Source organism: Paracoccus sp. SMMA_5_TC (genome assembly GCF_009696685.2).
In the GTDB taxonomy this organism is placed as follows: domain Bacteria; phylum Pseudomonadota; class Alphaproteobacteria; order Rhodobacterales; family Rhodobacteraceae; genus Paracoccus.
On sequence record NZ_CP102355.1, the window covers coordinates 2,334,785 to 2,351,296 of the forward strand.

General features: G+C 63.8%; 16 protein-coding genes and 1 tRNA gene. 5 read left to right on the top strand and 12 right to left on the bottom strand.

The annotated features are described in order from the left end of the window. Window positions 1-33: 33 nt before the first annotated feature. The gene (locus tag GB880_RS12080) at window positions 34-471 is read left to right on the top strand and encodes an iron-sulfur cluster assembly scaffold protein (protein WP_154489972.1); all 438 of its coding nucleotides are present in this window, start codon (window positions 34-36) and stop codon (window positions 469-471) included. A gap of 297 nt (window positions 472-768) precedes the next feature. On the opposite strand, the gene recG is transcribed toward GB880_RS12080, so the two are convergent. The 4 genes from recG to sciP form a co-directional block, all read right to left on the bottom strand. Continuing rightward, window positions 769-2,883: an ATP-dependent DNA helicase RecG gene (recG, locus tag GB880_RS12085; protein WP_154489974.1), complete on the bottom strand. Its 2,115-nt coding sequence runs from the start codon at window positions 2,881-2,883 to the stop codon at window positions 769-771. After that, window positions 2,859-5,126 (bottom strand): NAD-dependent DNA ligase LigA, encoded by a 2,268-nt coding sequence (gene ligA, locus GB880_RS12090; RefSeq protein ID WP_154489976.1) that lies wholly within the window; start codon window positions 5,124-5,126, stop codon window positions 2,859-2,861. The genes recG and ligA overlap by 25 nt, the downstream gene beginning before the upstream one ends. A 96-nt stretch (window positions 5,127-5,222) precedes the next feature. Further along, window positions 5,223-5,939 carry a response regulator transcription factor CtrA gene (ctrA, locus tag GB880_RS12095; protein WP_154489978.1) on the bottom strand — a complete coding sequence of 239 codons (717 nt, stop codon included), beginning with the start codon at window positions 5,937-5,939 and terminating at the stop codon, window positions 5,223-5,225. Between the two features lie 91 nt (window positions 5,940-6,030). Then, the gene (gene sciP, locus GB880_RS12100; RefSeq protein ID WP_154489980.1) at window positions 6,031-6,306 is read right to left on the bottom strand and encodes a CtrA inhibitor SciP; all 276 of its coding nucleotides are present in this window, start codon (window positions 6,304-6,306) and stop codon (window positions 6,031-6,033) included. Between the two features lie 190 nt (window positions 6,307-6,496). Between sciP and mnmA the strand changes: the two genes are divergently transcribed. Further along, window positions 6,497-7,633 carry a tRNA 2-thiouridine(34) synthase MnmA gene (mnmA, locus tag GB880_RS12105; RefSeq protein ID WP_263467380.1) on the top strand — a complete coding sequence of 379 codons (1,137 nt, stop codon included), beginning with the start codon at window positions 6,497-6,499 and terminating at the stop codon, window positions 7,631-7,633. Here the strand turns inward: mnmA and GB880_RS12110 are convergent. Then, window positions 7,630-8,037: a SufE family protein gene (locus GB880_RS12110; protein WP_154489982.1), complete on the bottom strand. Its 408-nt coding sequence runs from the start codon at window positions 8,035-8,037 to the stop codon at window positions 7,630-7,632. The two genes, mnmA and GB880_RS12110, sit on opposite strands and share 4 nt — an antisense overlap. Window positions 8,038-8,157: 120 nt before the next feature. Between GB880_RS12110 and GB880_RS12115 the strand changes: the two genes are divergently transcribed. Then, the gene (locus tag GB880_RS12115) at window positions 8,158-8,661 is read left to right on the top strand and encodes a hypothetical protein (RefSeq protein WP_154489984.1); all 504 of its coding nucleotides are present in this window, start codon (window positions 8,158-8,160) and stop codon (window positions 8,659-8,661) included. 34 nt (window positions 8,662-8,695) lie between these two features. Here GB880_RS12115 and GB880_RS12120 read toward each other — a convergent pair whose 3' ends face one another. The 6 genes from GB880_RS12120 to GB880_RS12145 all read right to left on the bottom strand — a co-directional run bounded on the left by GB880_RS12120 (window position 8,696) and on the right by GB880_RS12145 (window position 12,296). Further along, window positions 8,696-9,244 (bottom strand): GNAT family N-acetyltransferase, encoded by a 549-nt coding sequence (locus tag GB880_RS12120; protein ID WP_154489986.1) that lies wholly within the window; start codon window positions 9,242-9,244, stop codon window positions 8,696-8,698. 112 nt (window positions 9,245-9,356) lie between these two features. After that, window positions 9,357-9,629 (bottom strand): 50S ribosomal protein L27, encoded by a 273-nt coding sequence (rpmA, locus tag GB880_RS12125; RefSeq protein WP_154489988.1) that lies wholly within the window; start codon window positions 9,627-9,629, stop codon window positions 9,357-9,359. A 19-nt stretch (window positions 9,630-9,648) separates the two neighbouring features. Further along, on the bottom strand, window positions 9,649-10,017 hold the full coding sequence (gene rplU, locus GB880_RS12130) for a 50S ribosomal protein L21 (protein ID WP_154489990.1): 369 nt from the start codon (window positions 10,015-10,017) through the stop codon (window positions 9,649-9,651). A 172-nt stretch (window positions 10,018-10,189) separates the two neighbouring features. Next, complete coding sequence (locus GB880_RS12135) at window positions 10,190-11,269, bottom strand: CaiB/BaiF CoA transferase family protein (RefSeq protein ID WP_154489992.1); 1,080 nt, start codon at window positions 11,267-11,269, stop codon at window positions 10,190-10,192. A 21-nt stretch (window positions 11,270-11,290) separates the two neighbouring features. Further along, window positions 11,291-11,366, bottom strand: a tRNA-Val gene (locus GB880_RS12140). A 63-nt stretch (window positions 11,367-11,429) separates the two neighbouring features. After that, the gene (locus GB880_RS12145) at window positions 11,430-12,296 is read right to left on the bottom strand and encodes an NAD(P)-dependent oxidoreductase (RefSeq protein WP_154489994.1); all 867 of its coding nucleotides are present in this window, start codon (window positions 12,294-12,296) and stop codon (window positions 11,430-11,432) included. A gap of 129 nt (window positions 12,297-12,425) precedes the next feature. On the opposite strand from GB880_RS12145, the gene GB880_RS12150 reads away from it, so the two are divergent. Both GB880_RS12150 and GB880_RS12155 read left to right on the top strand, forming a co-directional pair. Continuing rightward, a complete protein-coding gene (locus tag GB880_RS12150) occupies window positions 12,426-14,879 on the top strand; it encodes a penicillin acylase family protein (RefSeq protein WP_154489996.1) in 2,454 nt (817 codons plus the stop codon). Window positions 14,880-14,948: 69 nt separating this feature from the next. Then, window positions 14,949-15,896: a nucleoside hydrolase gene (locus tag GB880_RS12155; RefSeq protein WP_154489998.1), complete on the top strand. Its 948-nt coding sequence runs from the start codon at window positions 14,949-14,951 to the stop codon at window positions 15,894-15,896. Between the two features lie 129 nt (window positions 15,897-16,025). Here the strand turns inward: GB880_RS12155 and GB880_RS12160 are convergent, their stop codons facing one another. Beyond that, the gene (locus tag GB880_RS12160; RefSeq protein ID WP_154490000.1) at window positions 16,026-16,436 is read right to left on the bottom strand and encodes a cupin domain-containing protein; all 411 of its coding nucleotides are present in this window, start codon (window positions 16,434-16,436) and stop codon (window positions 16,026-16,028) included. Window positions 16,437-16,512: the final 76 nt, after the last annotated feature.

The following is a 16,512-nucleotide window of genomic DNA, read 5'->3' on the forward strand; positions in this document are numbered from 1 at the left end:
TATCTAGATGCGGTGGCAGAAAGGGAAAAGTCCATGTCCGACAGCGACCTGATGCAGCTTTATTCGCGCCGCATCCTGGCCTTGGCGGCGGACATTCCTCACCTGGGCACATTGCCTGCGCCGACAGGCAGCGCGCATCGGCGTTCGCCGCAATGCGGATCCTCGGTCACGGCGCATGTGGTGATGCAAGACGGCCGTATCGCCGAATTCGCGCAAGAGGTCCGGGCCTGTGCCCTGGGTCAGGCATCGGCCGGGGTGGCGGGTCGCGTGGCCATCGGCCGCAGCCGCGAGGAAATCGGCGCCGCGCGCGACGCGCTGGAACGGATGCTGAAGCAGGACGGCCCTGCCCCCGAACCGCCCTTTGACGCGCTGGAGGCCCTGTTGCCGGCGCGCGACTTTCCCAACCGCCATGCCTCGATCCTGCTGGCCTGGGACGCGATTCTGGGTGCGATCGACGCATCGCCCGCCTGAAACCGCCTTATTCCCCCCAAAAAAAGCCGGCCCATGGGGCCGGCAGTGGCGCGCGTATTCGCCGGGGGACGTCGAACCGCCCAGGCGACAGACGGTTCTGCGCGCGGGGCAGTCAGGGTCACGCCGCCAGGATCGACGGCAGGGAAAACAGGATGATGGCAGTGACCGAAATCGCAATCGTGCCAAGCAGATCGGACAATGTTTCGCGGTTCATGCGGACCTCATCAGGTTGTTTATGGTTTGTTCTCATACGGTGCGATTCGTGTAAAGAACTTTTTAAGAACATCTTAAGGAATATTACCCGGCGTTGATCAGGCGGATTGCCTGATCCTGCTCCAGCAACCACAGCAGAAAGCGCACGGCCTCGGCCCGGGGTGTCTGCATCTGCGGGTCGCGTTCCAGAAACGCCTGCGCATCCTTGCGCGCCATTGCCATCAGCCCCGCCTGACGTTCCAGATCGGCGATGCGGAACCGCGGCAACCCCGACTGCGCGGTGCCGATCACGTCGCCGGCCCCCCGCAGGGCCAGATCCTCTTCGGCGATGCGAAAGCCATCCTCGGTCTCGCGCAGGATGGCCAGCCGCCTGCGGCCGGTTTCGGACAGCGGTTCCTGATACATCAGCACGCAGCTTGATGCGCCGCTGCCCCGCCCGACGCGGCCACGCAACTGGTGCAGCTGAGCCAGGCCAAAGCTTTCTGCCCGTTCGATCACCATGATCGTGGCCTCTGGCACGTCCACCCCCACCTCGATCACCGTGGTCGCGACCAGGATCTGCGCCCGTCCGGCGGCAAAATCGGCCATGGCGACATCGCGTTGATCCGGCGGCATCTGGCCGTGCATCAGCCGCACCTGATCGCCAAAGCGCGCGCGCAACGCCTGAAACCGCGTTTCCGCAGCGGTCAGATCGACACGTTCGCTTTCCTCGACCAGCGGGCAGACCCAATAGGCACGCGAGCCGGCGGCAATCGCCCGCGCCAGGTGCGACATGATCTCTTCGATCCGGCTGTCAGGAATGACCGTGGTGCGGATCGGCTGGCGGCCGGGGGGCTTTTCATCCAGAACCGACAGGTCCATGTCGCCGAATTGGGCCAGCGCCAGCGAGCGCGGGATTGGTGTTGCCGTCATCACCAGCATGTCCGGCGGCGCAGCGGCGCCCTTGCTGGCCAGTTCCAGCCGCTGATTCACGCCGAAGCGATGCTGTTCGTCTATGATTGCCAGGCGCAGGTCATGAAATGCGACCGCCTTCTGGATCACCGCATGGGTGCCGATCAGGATGTCGATCGCGCCGGCCGCAAGATCGGTCAGAATCGTCTCGCGCGCCTCGCCTCGATCGCGGCCGGTCAGCGCCTCGATGCGGATGCCGGCCAGTTGCGCCCAGGGGCGCAGCGCCTGCAGATGCTGGCGGGCCAGGATTTCGGTGGGCGCCATCAGCACCCCCTGCCCGCCCGCCTCGACCGCGATCAGCAACGACAGGAACGCCACCAGCGTCTTGCCGGCGCCAACATCGCCTTGCAGCAATCGGCTCATCCGGCGCGGGGCTGCCATATCGGCTGCGATCTCGGCCAAGGCCCGTTTCTGGGCGCCGGTCGGGGGCCAGGGCAGCCCGGCCAGCACCCGCGCCTGCAACGCGCCATTGCCCCGGGTTTCCAACCCCCGCTGCCGTCGCCTGTTGCGCCGCAACAGCGCCAGCGTCATCTGATGGGCGAAAAGCTCGTCATAGGCCAGGCGCTGGCGGGCGGGATCGGTGGGCGACAGCCCTTGCGGACCCGCTGGCGCATGGGCCAGGCGCAATGCCTGACGCCAGTCCGGCCAGGCTTCGCGCGCGATAACGCCGGGATCGATCCATTCGGCGGGCTGGGGCAATTGAGCCATCGCGGCCGCCACAGCCTTGTGCATCACCCCCTGCGTCAGACGGCCAGACAGGGGATACACCGGCTCGAATGACGGGGGCGGGGCCGCATCGGCAGGCAGGACATGATCGGGATGCACCATTTGCGCCACGCCGTCGAACAGTTCGAGCTTGCCCGAGATCAGCCGCCACGCACCGACCGGCAGATGCTGTTCAAGCCAGGGTTTGCGCGCGTGAAAGAAGACCAGTTGCAGGTCGCTGTCGCCGTCGCTGCACAGGATACGCCAGGGCCGACCCTTGGCCGTGGCGGGTATGTGCCGTTTGACATCAATGACAATGCTGATCACCTCGGGCGGGGTCGCTTGCGCGAGCCGCTCGATCAGCCGCCTGCGTATACCCCCATGCGGCAGGGTCAGCACCAGATCGCGCGGGCGGGTAACGCCCATCTGCGCCAGCGCCTCGGCCGCACGCGGCCCGACACCGGGCAGGTTCTGGACCGGCGCGAACAGCGGAAACAGCGCTTCCGGCCGGCCCGGGGTTAGCCTAGCGCGATCGCCAGCCATTCGTCCTCATCGATCACGCGGATGCCCAGTTCGGCAGCCTTGCGTGCCTTGGACCCCGCGCCAGGGCCGGCAACAACCAGATCCGTCTTGGCCGAGACCGAGCCCGCGACATGGGCGCCCAGGGCCTCGGCCCGAGCCTTTGCCTCGGCACGCGTCATCTTTTCCAGCGTTCCGGTGAAAACCAGGGTCTTGCCGGCAATGGCACTGTCGGTCGCGCGCGCCTTGGCCGGCAGCACGTTCAGATGCGCGATCAGCCGATCGATCGCACCACGCTCGCCGGGGTTGGCGAAAGCATCCGAAAGCGACAATGCCAACACCGGCCCGATGCCATCCGCGGCAATCAGATCAGACCAGGCGGCGCTGGCCTCGGGAGGAACCTGAGCGCGGGCCAGAACAGAGGTCCGCACCTCTGCCAGGCGCGGTCGGCGCTGTTGCGCTGCCGCGGCCTCACGTTCGGCCATCATGGCTGTTTCGGCCTCGCGATGGGCAAGGGCGGCGGGACGCGCGATATCCAAGGCGCGCACCAACTCCGGCCAGGTATGATAGTGTCTTGCAACGGCGCCCGCGGCGACTTCGCCCAGATGGCGGATGCCCAAGGCAAACAGCAGACGCTCGAAGGAAATTTCACGCTTGCGACGGATCGATGCGAAAAGCGCCGCGGCGCTCTTGTCGCCCCAGCCCTCGCGGTTGCGCAGCTGGGTCAGGCTGCCGGGACCAAAGCGCTGCTCGAGCGTGAAGATATCGGCCGGTTCACCAATCCAGCCATCCCGAAACAGTTCTTCGACAAGCTTGCTGCCCAGCCCCTCGATATCGAAAGCTGCGCGAGACACGAAATGACGCAGCTTTTCCACCGCCTGCGCAGGACAAATCAATCCGCCCGTGCACCGCCGAACGGAATCGCCTTCTTCCCGAATGGCTGGTGAGCCGCATTCAGGGCAGGTGTCGGGAAAACGATAAGGTTCGGCATCCGCCGGTCGTCGTCCCAGATCGACGTCGGCAACCTTGGGGATCACATCGCCCGCGCGATAGACCTGCACCCAGTCGCCGACCCTGAAATCCTTGCCCTCGCGGATGATCGTGCCATCGGCGCTGCGCGCTTGAATATAATCCTCGTTATGCAGCGTGGCGTTTGACACGACTACGCCGCCCACCGTCACCGGCAGCAACCTCGCCACCGGGCTCAGGGCACCGGTTCTGCCCACCTGGATGTCGATTGCCAGCAAGCGAGTCCACGCCTTTTCTGCCGGAAACTTGTGCGCCAGCGCCCAGCGTGGCGTCGTCGAGCGAATCCCCAATCGGGATTGATAGGTCAGGTCGTTCACCTTGTAGACGACACCGTCAATGTCATAACCCAAGGTGGCGCGCATCTGCTCGATCTCACCCCAGGCCCGCATCAACTCATCGACGTTGTGGCACAACCGCATGATCGGATTGGTGCGAAAACCAAGATCGGCCAGTTTCTCCACCGCATCGAACTGGGTTTCCGCCAAGGGTTCACTGACCTCGCCCCAGGCATAGGCAAAGAAACGAAGAGGCCGCGCTGCCGTGACCGAAGGATCGAGCTGGCGCAAGGATCCCGCGGCTGCATTTCGAGGATTGGCAAACGTCCGGGCGCTGTCAGATCGGTTCAGGGCAGCAAAATCTTCATGCGACATGAAGCACTCACCCCGCACTTCCAGCACGCCAGGCGCGGCCGCGGGCAGAACGTGCGGAATGTCGGCAATGGTGCGGGCATTGGCCGTCACATCCTCGCCAATCGCGCCGTCACCCCTTGTCGCGGCCTGAACCAGACGACCGCCCTCATAGCGCAATGAAAGGGATAATCCATCGATCTTTGGTTCCGCGGTGAAGGCCAGCGTCCTATCCTTCGCCAGGTTCAGGAAGCCGCGGATACGCTGCACGAAATTCGCCACATCCTCTTCGGAAAATGCGTTTTCGAGCGAGAGCATCGGCTGACGATGCGCCACCTTTGCAAAGCGGCTGTCCGGGGCATAACCCACCTGCCCCGTCGGGCTGTCGGCCGCGCGCAATTCGACAAAGGTCTGCTCGATTTCCTGAAGGCGCCGCTTTGCCGCGTCATATTCGGCATCGCTGATGAAGGGGGCGTCTTCGCCATGATACGCCCGGTTTGCCCGCTCCAGCAGATCGGTCAGCCGCCTTGCCTCGGCCTTTGCCTCTTTCAGACGTGCTTCGCGACCCTTCTCGGCTGCGGCTGCCTGATCAGATTGCGTTGCGTCGCCCATCCGCTTCCCCATCCTGGTCTGCCTTGCAGAGCATGCTTCAGATCAAGGGTGATAGCGGCGCCCGCCCAATCTTGTCCAGCCAGTCACGGGGTCGCGTCAGGCACGCAAGGCCAGCCGTTCGACATTTGCGGTCTCGGTTACCGGATCTCGCAGCACATAGCCGCGCCCCCAGACAGTCTCGATATGGCTTTCCCCGCCCATCGCTGCGGCCAGTTTCTTGCGCAGCTTGCAAACGAAGACATCGATGATCTTGAGTTCAGGCTCGTCCATGCCACCGTAAAGATGGTTGAGAAACATCTCCTTGGTCAATGTCGTCCCCTTGCGCAGGCTCAGCAGCTCAAGGATCTGATATTCCTTGCCGGTCAGATTGACGGGTCGTCCATCGACCTCGACCGAGCGGGCATCCAGGTTGACGACCATGCTTCCCGTGCGGATAACCGACTGGCTATGCCCCTTTGAGCGCCTGATGATCGCCTGGATACGGGCAATCAGTTCATCCCGATTGAATGGCTTGGTCATGTAATCGTCAGCCCCGAATCCAAAGCCGCGCAGCTTGCTTTCGGTGTCGTCCGAGCCTGTCAGGATCAGAATGGGGGTATCGATACGTGACATCCGGATCTGACGCAGCACTTCCATCCCGTGCATGTCGGGCAGGTCAAGATCCAGCAGGATCAGGTCATAATCATACAGCTTGGCAAGATCGATACCTTCCTCACCCATATCCGTTCGATAGACGTTGTAGCTGGCATTCGTCAGCATCAGTTCGATGCTGCGCGCCGTTGTCGGATCATCCTCCACCAGAAGAATGCGCATGGTGCCCCCTTGCTCGCCAAGTCCATGTGCCGACATTGTCAGCAAATGGTTAATATCACGTTAGCAGGGCAACCATATAATGAAATTCAATCTATGGTTGTCTGAATTTCTGCATCTGTGTCACCTTTAGCGCATTGGCACCGTATCGGGACAGAGCAGCATCCCAGCTGTCAAATTCTTCCTCAGTCAAACCATAGCGGGCTATCGCTTCGGATCGGGGCAGCAGGCCATAACGCACGGCGTCCACGACAACGGCCTTGCGACTGGCCACCCAGCGCGTCTGCGGATCTGGCAGATCGGCCAGGGTAAGAATGCGGCCATCGGGCAAAATCGCGGTTCGCGGTCCTGTGGTCTTTTTCAAAAACATCGGCAAGTCCCTGTCTTTCTTGCCTCAATTTGCCATGAACTTCTTAAGCCTCGGTGAAACGAACGGCGTTTTCAACCGGCCTACCCTTGAGAATTTTAACGGTTACGCCTAAATGGCGGGAAATGCGGCGCATCCTGACGCTGCAGAAGGATGATCCGTGACAATCGCACCCGAGACGCCGCATACGCCGGTGACAGACAGCCGCCTGAATTCCCTGGGTTTCGCCAAACCGCCGGAACAGACGCGCGTGGTCGTGGCCATGTCGGGCGGTGTCGACAGTTCGGTCGTGGCGGCCATGCTGGCGGCCGAAGGCTATGATGTCATCGGCGTGACCTTGCAGCTTTACGATCATGGCGCTGCCTTGGCAAAGAAAGGGGCTTGCTGCGCGGGTCAGGACATCCACGATGCGCGTCGTGTCGCCGAAAGGGTGGGCTTCCCCCATTACGTTCTGGATTACGAGAACCGATTCCGCGAATCGGTCATCGAGGAATTTGCCGAGGCATATCTTGCCGGGGCAACGCCTGTGCCGTGCATCAGATGCAATGAAAGGGTCAAGTTTCGGGATCTGCTGGAAACAGCCCGCGAACTCGACGCCGATTGCATGGCGACGGGTCACTACATCCGGCGCATCCCAGGCCACGAACGCGCAGAGCTGCATATGGCCGCCGATCCGACCCGCGATCAAAGCTATTTTCTGTTTTCGACCACGCAGGAGCAGCTCGACTTTCTGCGCTTCCCGCTGGGTGGGCTCGTGAGCAAGGCCGAAACCCGGGCGCTGGCCAGCCGATTTGGTCTGCCGGTTGCAGACAAGCCGGACAGCCAGGACATCTGTTTTGTTCCGAACGGCGATTACGCCAGCGTCATTGAAAAGCTGCGCCCCGGTGCTGCCGATGCGGGCGACATTGTCGATATGGACGGGAACATTCTTGGCCAGCATCGTGGCGTGATCCACTATACGATCGGTCAACGGAGGGGGCTGGGCATCGGCGGATTGGGCGAACCGCTTTATGTTGTCCGCCTGCAACCTGACAAGCGCCGCGTGGTGGTCGGGCCCAAGTCGGCACTTGCGACCCGTATCGTGCCCGTGACCGAAGTGAACTGGCTGGGAGATCAACCGTTCGAGGGCGAAATCGCCATTGCCGCACGTATTAGGTCAACCCGGCCACCGCGCCCTGCGATCCTGCGGGTCACGGGCAGCGACCGGGCCGAGGTCGAACTGCTCGACCCCGAAGAGGGTGTCAGCCCCGGTCAGGCCTGCGTGTTTTACGCGACCGAGGGCACACGTGTCCTGGGCGGCGGTTGGATTACCCACCGCCGCGGCAGTTAGGCAGTCGCTGCCAGGCGACGGATACGCTCGACCATGGCGCGCAGGCCGTTCGAGCGTTGCGCTGACAGATGCTCATGCAGACCCAGACGGGCGAGTTCGGCAGCTGCATCTATCCGGCCGACCTCGCTGACCGGAACGCCCGAATAAAGGGCATGCAGGATTGCGATCAGACCGCGCACGATCAACGCGTCGCTATCGCCTTCGAAATCGAAACGATCCTTCTGAATTCGGGGCAGGATCCACACCTGACTGGCACAGCCTTCGACCTTTGTCGCCGGCACCTGCAAAGCGGGGTCCATGGGCGGCATCGCCTTTCCCAGCTCGATGACATGGCGATAGCGCTCCTCCCAGTCATCGAGGAACTCGAAGGTTTCGGCAATCTCTTCGAAAGCAGGGGTCGCCATTCAGGATCCTTTTGCGTTTGGTCGGGCAGGCATAACCTGCCCATGCGCACAGGTCAAAGAGGCTTTCGCGCCGCGCCGACTTGGCCTATCACTGCGCCAAGGACAAGATCGGGGACCGGTATGGGCAAGAGGACTTGGGGCGCGCTGGCCTGTATGCTGCTGGTGGTTGCAGGATGTGGCCGATTCGGCGACAGCAGCCTCAACCCGCTGCGCTGGATGGGGTCAGCGCAACCGGCAAGCATCGAACCCAAGGGGGGCTATCCCACCGAACGTGCTGACGGACGGCTGCCGCTTTCCCGCATCACCGCCGCCCGCTGGGAGCCGCTGTATGAAGGCCGCTTGCTGGTCGTCGAAGGACTCGGCGCCAGCAAGGGTTGGTGGGACGCAAGGCTGCAAACCGAAACCCCGATGCCTGCGGGCCGCCTCAGCCCGGACGAAAACGGTGTGCTGCGTTTGCTTCTCGTAGGCAAGCCGCCCCAAGCCAACACGTTCGAGGCTGCAAATCCGCCCAACCCGGTCACCGATCGGATTACCGTCGGCCTGCCCGTTCCGAATGCAGTGCTGGACAATCTGCGCGAGGTGGTAATCACCAGCGCCGGAAATTCGGTAACCCTGCGGCGCTGATGACGGGCCTGCGCATCGACAGAAATCCGCCGGGTCAGGCGGACATCTTGCGCAGGTAAGTCCAGGTGGGCACCCGCGCATTGCGGGCAACCGACCAGCTTTCGGCATCCCCCAGATACTCGAACCCGCAATTGGTCAGCACGCGCGCCGAGCCGGGATTGTCCTGAAAGGCTTCGGCAAACAGGGTGCGCGATCCATGAGGGTTGGCGGCCACCAATGCCTGAACAGCCTCTGTTGCAAAACCGGTATTCCAGAATCCGGCGCCAATCCAGAAACCCAGTTCGGACTGCTGCTTGTCAATTCGGGTCAGGGACACAACGCCCAGCAGCTCGGCCAGCTTGTGATCCGATCCATCGATGGCCCAGACATCTTCATCCCTGTCCGCGGCGCTGGCGCGGCGCACATAGGCCTCGGCTGCGCCGGGCGGAAGCGGATGGGGGATAGAGCGGGTTCCCTCGGCCACGCGTCGATCGGCAGTATAATGGGCAATCAGCCCTGCATCCGACGCGCGCAACGGTCTGAGCAAGAAGCGTTCGGTGCGGATTTCGATCTGCTGCGTGTCCGAGGTAATCAGTTCGCTCATCTGGGTTTCTCCCCCGCAATACTTTGGAAAGATATGGGTGCAGAAGGTTGAAATGCGAAGAGGACCGGCCGGGGCCGATCCTCCTTCTAGCACCCGAGTATGAAGAATCGGCTTACTCGGCCGCTTCGATGGTGGCCGGCAGCACCGAAATATAGGTGCGGCCTTTCAGGCCCTTGCGAAAGGTTACCTGACCGTCGGTCAGCGCAAACAGGGTGTGATCGCGACCCATGCCGACATTGGCGCCAGGCCACCAGGTGGTGCCGCGCTGGCGCACGATGATGTTGCCGGCGACGGCCTGCTGACCGCCATAAAGTTTCACGCCAAGACGACGGCCGGCCGAATCGCGACCGTTGCGGGACGAACCGCCTGCTTTCTTATGTGCCATGGTTCAGTCTCCTTCTGGGTCAGTTGGCGGTTTCGACACGGGTGCGGGCACCCACGGCGGGCTTGACGTCGGTCTTGTCGGCCCCGGTTTCCAGCAGGTCGGTAACACGGACCAGGGTCAGTTGCTGGCGATGACCGCGCGTGCGCTGCGACGAATGCTTCCGGCGGCGCTTGACATAGGTGATGACCTTGTCGGCCTTGATCGTGTCGATCACTTCGGCCTGCACGGCCGCACCGGCCACCAGCGGCGCCCCGATGGTCGAGCCGATCATCAGCACGTCGTTGAACTGCACCTTGTCGCCCGCTTCGGCGTTCAGCTTTTCGACGCGCAGCACGTCACCGGCCTGAACCCGGTATTGCTTGCCACCCGTCTTGAGAACTGCGAACATTCCGTCTTTCCTTGTTCTTCCGCGCCCTTTGGCCCCTGCATCGCAGGTGTTTCGGATCCCGGACCCGCCTTCGGACAGCGCACCCGTCTGAGGGGTGAGGTTCAAAATAACAACCCGGCAACGGGCGAAAGCCCGGCCGGTCGCGGGTATATGGTCGATCCCGTGGCAGAAGTCAACGCAATTGCCGCCGATCAGGCCAGTTTTCCAGAGCATGGGCCATGTCGATCCGCCCTTCCCCACCGATGCTGCCTGGCGTAACCGTAAGGCGTGGTGCCGGCGCAGGTTCCCCGTTGCAAAAGACGGTCCGGGCGCGATTGTGCGGGTGCAGCGGCGCCTCGTCCATGGACAACACGGGCGCCACGCAGGCGTCGCTGCCCTCGAACAAGGATGCCCATTCGTCCCGGCTGCGGCGCAAAAACCTGTCGGCAAGGAGCGCGCGCAATTCCGGCCAGTGCGCCGGATCGTGACGATCGGGTAAAGTCAAGGCGTCCAGCCCCAATCCGCGCAACAGCACCTCCCAGAACTGTGGCTCGATGGCGCCGACAGCAACATGACCCGCGCAGGCGCAAGCATAACAGGTGTAATAGGGTGCCGCCCCGTCCAGAAGGTTGGCCGCACGCCGGTCGTGCCATTTGCCGGCGCTGCGCAGCCCGGTGATCATCGCCATCAGATGCATGACGCCATCGGTGATCGCGGCATCCACCACCTGTCCCTGCCCGGTTTCGCGCGCATGCAGAACCGCGGCCAGCATCCCGGCGACCAGATACATCGAGCCGCCGGCAAAATCGCCCAGCAGATTCAGCGGCGGCGACGGGTGCATGGCCGGCCCGATGGCATGCAGCGCCCCGGTGATGGCCAGATAGGTGATGTCATGACCGGCAGAATGCGCCAGCGGTCCCGATTGGCCCCAGCCGGTCATCCGCCCGTAGACGAGTGCCGGATGCTCGGGGAAATCCGCGGGCCCCAAGCCCAGGCGCTCGACCACGCCGGGCCGCATGCCTTCGATGACAGCGTCTGCCCGCAGGACAAGTTCGCGCGCAGCGGCACGGCCATGGTCCGACTTCAGATCCAGCTCGACCCAGGGCCGCCCCCGGTCCAGCACGTCGCGGTCGAGCCCGAAGATGTGCCGGCTGCCTGGCCGCAGGATGCGCAGCACACTGGCGCCGTGATCGGCCAGCCACATCGCCGCGAAAGGAGTCGGTCCCAGGCCGGCGAACTCGACCACCCGCAACGATGACAGCGCGCCAGCCATCAAGGCAATACCCGTGCAGGGTGGTGGGCGGTGAGGGACTCGAACCCCCGACATTCTCGGTGTAAACGAGACGCTCTACCAACTGAGCTAACCGCCCGACGTGTGGCTGATAGCCCGAGCAGTCGGTGTTTGGCAAGCCACAGGCGATCGGCCGCTTCAGTCATTTGCGCAGCCTTGCAATCAGCGAGGACGTATCCCAGCGCCCGCCTCCCATCTTCTGCACATCCTTGTAGAACTGATCCACCAGCGCCGTGACAGGCAAGCTGGCGCCGTTTTCATCGGCTGTTGCAAGGCAGATCGCCAGATCCTTGCGCATCCAGTCCACCGCAAAGCCGAAATCGAAGCGGCCTTCGGCCATGGTCTGATGGCGGTTCTGCATCTGCCAGCTTCCAGCGGCGCCCTGGCTGATCACCTCGACCACATCCGGAATCGACAGTCCGGCGCTCTCGGCAAAATGCAGCGATTCGGCAAGACCCTGCAACAGGCCGGCAATGGCGATCTGGTTGCACATCTTGGTCAGCTGGCCAGAGCCGGAGGGGCCCATGAGCTTGCAGATGCGGGCATAGCTGTCGATTATGGGTCGCGCGCGATCGAAATCCTCTGTGCTGCCGCCGCACATCACCGAAAGCTGCCCGTTTTCTGCCCCAGCCTGGCCGCCGGAAATCGGCGCATCGACAAAGCCAAGTCCCGCCTGTCCGGCCAGCGCCGACAGTTCGCGCGTGACCGCGGCCGACACGGTGGTGTGATCCACCAGCACCGCGCCCGCCGTCATTCCGACAAAAGCCCCATCCGCGCCAAGGCAGACCTCGCGCAGGTCATTGTCATTGCCAACGCAGGTCATGACGAATTCGGCCCCCTCGGCCGCTTCGCGCGCAGTGCTGGCCGCCTTGCCGGGGTGACGCTGAATCCACGCCTCGCGACGCGCAGGCGAGCGGTTCCAGACAGTGATCTGATGCCCCGCCGCTGCCAGGTGACCCGCCATCGGAAAGCCCATCACCCCCAGTCCCAGAAATGCAACGCGCGCCATCACTTTCCTCCTTGGCGTGTCGAAGGCGCGTTGATCCGCTGCGCGCCCTGCCCTATTCAGCCCGATGATTTCCACCACCCGGCGCGGGGGTCAACCACCGCGCCGCAGCTTGGGACAGCGACGCGCCTCATGGTGACAGTTTTCCGTTGGCTCTTGCGGCTGACCGTCGGATCCATCGTGCTGGCTGCGGCACTGATGGGGCTGGCCGTCTATTTCGCCCTGCGCTCCTTGCCCGATTACGACCAGACCTATCGCGTCGACGGCATTTCGGCCCCGGTCGAGATCGTGCGCAGCACCGAAAATGTGCCGCATATCTTCGGACAGACCGACAATGATGTTTTCTTTGCCCTGGGTCTGGCGCACGCGCAGGACCGGCTGTTCCAGATGACGGTTCTGCGTCGCGCGGCACAGGGTCGTCTGGCCGAAATCTATGGCCCAGCGGCTGTGCCTGCCGACGATCTGGCGCGGCGGCTGGGGCTTTATCGCAACGCACTTGCTTCGGTCGAGGTGCAGGACAAGGCAACAGGTGAGGCGCTTGCCGCCTACGCACGCGGAGTCAATGCCTGGATCGAACAGGTCAATCTGGGTGCGCGCGGTCGCGGCGCGCCTGAGTTCTTCCTGTATCCGGAGGAAATCGCCTATTGGGAGCCCGCCGATTCGCTTGCCATCCTGAAACTGCTTGCCGCGTCGTCGAGCACCGAACTGCGGCGCGAGATCCTGCGGGCAAGATTATCCCTGGTGGCGCCCGAACGTGGACAGGAGTTGCTGGCCGCGCCGGGCGAGCCGCCTTTGCCGGCTTATGCCAGCCTGTTTCCGGGTGCCCAGTTCAATGGCACAGAGCCCGTTGCTGTTGCAGGTGACTGGGCGACATCGCTTGCAGGCTATCTGGCCCCTTTTTCCGGGGCGTCTGCGAACGGTTGGGCGGTCGCGGCCTCGCGCACGGCGGCAGGGGGGGCCTTGCTGGCCAATGACCCGCAATTTGCGTTAACTGCGCCGGGTCTGTGGTATCTGGCGCGTCTGGAACTTTCGGGCGGGGGTGTAATCGGCGGCACCATTCCCGGCATGCCGCTGGTTCTTTCGGGGCGGAACCGGAATCTTGCCTGGGGGGTAACGCCCACCCAGATTGACGACCAGGATTTGTTCATCGAAGAGGTCCAACCGGGTGATGCCAACCGCTATCGTGGCCCGAACGGCTGGACCGAGTTCGCGACCCGGCAGGAAATCATCCGGATCAAGGGGCATGAGCCCGAAACCATCACCCTGCGCGAAACCGGCAATGGCCCTGTGATCCCCTCCGCGCATCTGGGTCTGGGGGCCGTGGTGCCTTCCGGTCATGTCGCAACCCTGGCCTGGACAGGCAACACGGCCGAGGACCGAAGCATGACAGCCTTGCTGGGACTGATGCATGCCCGCGACCGAAGCCAGGCTGCCGACAGCCTGGCAGTTCTGGTCGCGCCTTCGATGACCTTCACCTTGGCCGACAAGCAGGGAGTGGCGCAGGTTCTGGCGGGCGCCGTGCCCCAGCGCCTGGCCGATCACCAGACCGCAGGACGCCTTCCCGCGCCCGGCTGGCTGCCCCGAAACCATTGGCAGGGTCTGGCCCCGGCCCCATCAGACCTGACCGACAACAGCTCACAGAACGGAACTGTGGCCAGCAGTGGCAACGCCCCCGGCGACCCTAGGCTGGGTCTGGCTCGCGGCGATCAGCACCGTTACGGTCGCCTGCGGCATCTGCTGGACAGCCGCGAGGTTCACTCTCGCGACAGTTTCATCGCCATCCAGAATGATACTGTCAGCCCGGTCGCGCGCGCCTTGCTGCCGCTGGTCGGTGCAGACCTGTGGTTCACCGACGATCCGGCGGCACCTGGCACACCCCAGCGCTTGCGGCAGGACGCCTTGAACCTGCTGGCGAACTGGGACGGCAACATGAACGAGCACCTGCCAGAGCCATTGATCTATGCCGCCTGGATGCGGGCGCTGCAGGACCGGCTGCTAAGGGATGATCTGGGCCCGCTGGCCGATACGCTGACCCAGCTTTATCCGGATTTCATCGAGCGGGTGTTCCGCAACACCAACGGGGCGTCCGCATGGTGCGACATTCGTCAGTCGGCCCCGGTGGAAACCTGCACCCAGATCGCGCGACAGGCGCTCGATGCGGCGCTGCTGGATCTGTCGGCGCGTTTCGGGCCAGACCTGGCCAGCTGGCGCTGGGGCGACCTGCACCGGGCCCGGCACGTCCATCCGGCTCTGGGCGACATGCGCGGCCTGTCCTATCTGGTCAACCTGATCCAGCCGACATCGGGCGGCGAAAACACGGTGGCACGCGCCGGCTTTCTGGGCATGGGGCGCAACCCGTGGCTGAACGTCATCGGCCCCGCCTATCGCGGCGTCTATGACCTGGCCGATCCGGACAGTTCGGTATTCATCATCTCGACCGGGCAATCGGGTCATCCGCTGTCACGCCACTACGACGATCTTGCCGAATTGTGGCGGCGTGGCGAATATATCGTGATGTCACTGGACCCCGCGCTGGCCCGTGCGGCGGCGACCGGCATCACCCATCTGGAACCGGCAAGCCCCTAGCAGGGCACAGCCCGCTTGCATCGGCAACGCCGACACGCTTCCCTGCAACAACGAAGGACGGAGGACGACATGCCGCGCAAGATCATCATCGACACCGACCCCGGCCAGGACGACGCCGTCGCCATCCTGCTGGCGCTGGCCAGCCCGGAGCTTGAGGTGCTTGGTCTGTCGGTGGTGGCGGGGAATGTGCCCCTGCACCATACCGAACGCAACGCCCGCCTGATCTGCGAGCTGGCGGGGCGCAGCGATCTGGCGGTTCATGCGGGCGCCGATGCCCCCCTGGCGCGGCCGCTGGTGACTGCCGAGCATGTCCACGGCAAGACAGGGCTCGACGGGCTGACCCTGCCCGAACCGCGCATGCAGCTGGCTGCCGACCATGCGGTCGATTTCCTGATCCGCACCTTGCGGTCCGAACCGTCGGGCAGCGTGACGCTGGTGCCCATCGGGCCGCTGACCAACATCGCCCTGGCGTTTCAGCGCGCCCCCGACATTATTGGTCGGGTTCAGGAAATCGTGCTGATGGGCGGCGCCTATTTCGAGGTCGGCAACATCACCCCCACCGCCGAGTTCAACATCTATGTCGACCCCGAGGCCGCGCGCATCGTCTTTGCCGCCGGCGTGCCCCTGACGGTGATGCCCCTGGATGTCACCCACAAGGCGCTGACCAGCCGCGCCTGGGTCGAGCGCATGCGTGCGATGGGCCGGATCGGTCAGGCCGTCGCCAGCTGGACGGATTACTTTGAACGCTACGACCGCGAGAAATACGGCAGCGAGGGCGCCCCGCTGCATGATCCCTGCACGATCGCCTGGCTGCTGGCACCGGAACTGTTCTCGGGCCGCCACATCAATGTCGAGATAGAGACACAGGGCCAATACACCCTGGGTATGACCGTGGCCGACTGGTGGCGCGTTAGCGGGCGTGCCCCCAACGCCACTTTCATCCGCGATGTCGATGCGCCGGCCTTGTTTGAGCTGATCACGGCGCGCCTTGCGCAACTGGATCGCCTGGTGGGTTAGCACCTGGCGGCATTCGTCAGGACAAGTTGCGCGCCAACCGCGTCAAGACCGATCACCGGCAGCCTGCTGGGCGCTCTGCGCCTTGGCATGGCTGCACAGTCCGAAAGCGCAAGGACCAGACGGCAGGAATCATTCGGCCTCGGCCCCCGGCTCGTTGGCCCAGTAATCCGGATCCTGCCCCAGCCAGCCGATGTGGCGAAAGCGGGCAGACAGCAGGCCTTGGCCCGGCGGAATGCCTGCAGCGACCAGCAGCTTGCTTGAATCCGGATATTCGACCACATCTGGATCGTGCCGGGTCGAAATCACCAGATAGCGCAGATCGTCGCTTCCGGTGTTGGTCAGCCGATGCGCGGTCGACGCATCCCCGGCGGGCGCCGCAATCACATCACCCGCCCCGACCGACCATTCCCGGTCCCCCATGCGATACTTGCCCGATCCCGCGAGGATAACGAAAAATTCTTCGTTGCAGTGATGATTGTGGCGCGGAAAGGCGGACTTTCCCGCCGGCACCTCGAAATACTGGGCACCAAGGTCGCTCATCGGCAGCACCGCCCCGATACGCGCACTGCGACTGGCAAAATCGCGCCCTTTGCTGGTCGCCTTGAGCGTCAGTTAG

What these genes read in the sequence shown, in the direction of transcription:
- GB880_RS12150 (WP_154489996.1), top strand. Translation starts at nt 12,426, where the DNA reads ATGGTGACAGTTTTCCGTTGGCTCTTGCGGCTGACCGTCGGATCCATC.
- ligA (WP_154489976.1), bottom strand. Translation starts at nt 5,126, where the DNA reads ATGGGCGACGCAACGCAATCTGATCAGGCAGCCGCAGCCGAGAAGGGT.
- GB880_RS12155 (WP_154489998.1), top strand. Translation starts at nt 14,949, where the DNA reads ATGCCGCGCAAGATCATCATCGACACCGACCCCGGCCAGGACGACGCC.
- GB880_RS12145 (WP_154489994.1), bottom strand. Translation starts at nt 12,296, where the DNA reads ATGGCGCGCGTTGCATTTCTGGGACTGGGGGTGATGGGCTTTCCGATG.
- rpmA (WP_154489988.1), bottom strand. Translation starts at nt 9,629, where the DNA reads ATGGCACATAAGAAAGCAGGCGGTTCGTCCCGCAACGGTCGCGATTCG.
- GB880_RS12135 (WP_154489992.1), bottom strand. Translation starts at nt 11,269, where the DNA reads ATGGCTGGCGCGCTGTCATCGTTGCGGGTGGTCGAGTTCGCCGGCCTG.
- rplU (WP_154489990.1), bottom strand. Translation starts at nt 10,017, where the DNA reads ATGTTCGCAGTTCTCAAGACGGGTGGCAAGCAATACCGGGTTCAGGCC.
- ctrA (WP_154489978.1), bottom strand. Translation starts at nt 5,939, where the DNA reads ATGCGCATTCTTCTGGTGGAGGATGATCCGACAACGGCGCGCAGCATC.
- GB880_RS12120 (WP_154489986.1), bottom strand. Translation starts at nt 9,244, where the DNA reads ATGAGCGAACTGATTACCTCGGACACGCAGCAGATCGAAATCCGCACC.
- GB880_RS12110 (WP_154489982.1), bottom strand. Translation starts at nt 8,037, where the DNA reads ATGGCGACCCCTGCTTTCGAAGAGATTGCCGAAACCTTCGAGTTCCTC.
- GB880_RS12080 (WP_154489972.1), top strand. Translation starts at nt 34, where the DNA reads ATGTCCGACAGCGACCTGATGCAGCTTTATTCGCGCCGCATCCTGGCC.
- GB880_RS12160 (WP_154490000.1), bottom strand. Translation starts at nt 16,436, where the DNA reads ATGAGCGACCTTGGTGCCCAGTATTTCGAGGTGCCGGCGGGAAAGTCC.
- GB880_RS12115 (WP_154489984.1), top strand. Translation starts at nt 8,158, where the DNA reads ATGGGCAAGAGGACTTGGGGCGCGCTGGCCTGTATGCTGCTGGTGGTT.
- recG (WP_154489974.1), bottom strand. Translation starts at nt 2,883, where the DNA reads ATGGCTGGCGATCGCGCTAGGCTAACCCCGGGCCGGCCGGAAGCGCTG.
- sciP (WP_154489980.1), bottom strand. Translation starts at nt 6,306, where the DNA reads ATGTTTTTGAAAAAGACCACAGGACCGCGAACCGCGATTTTGCCCGAT.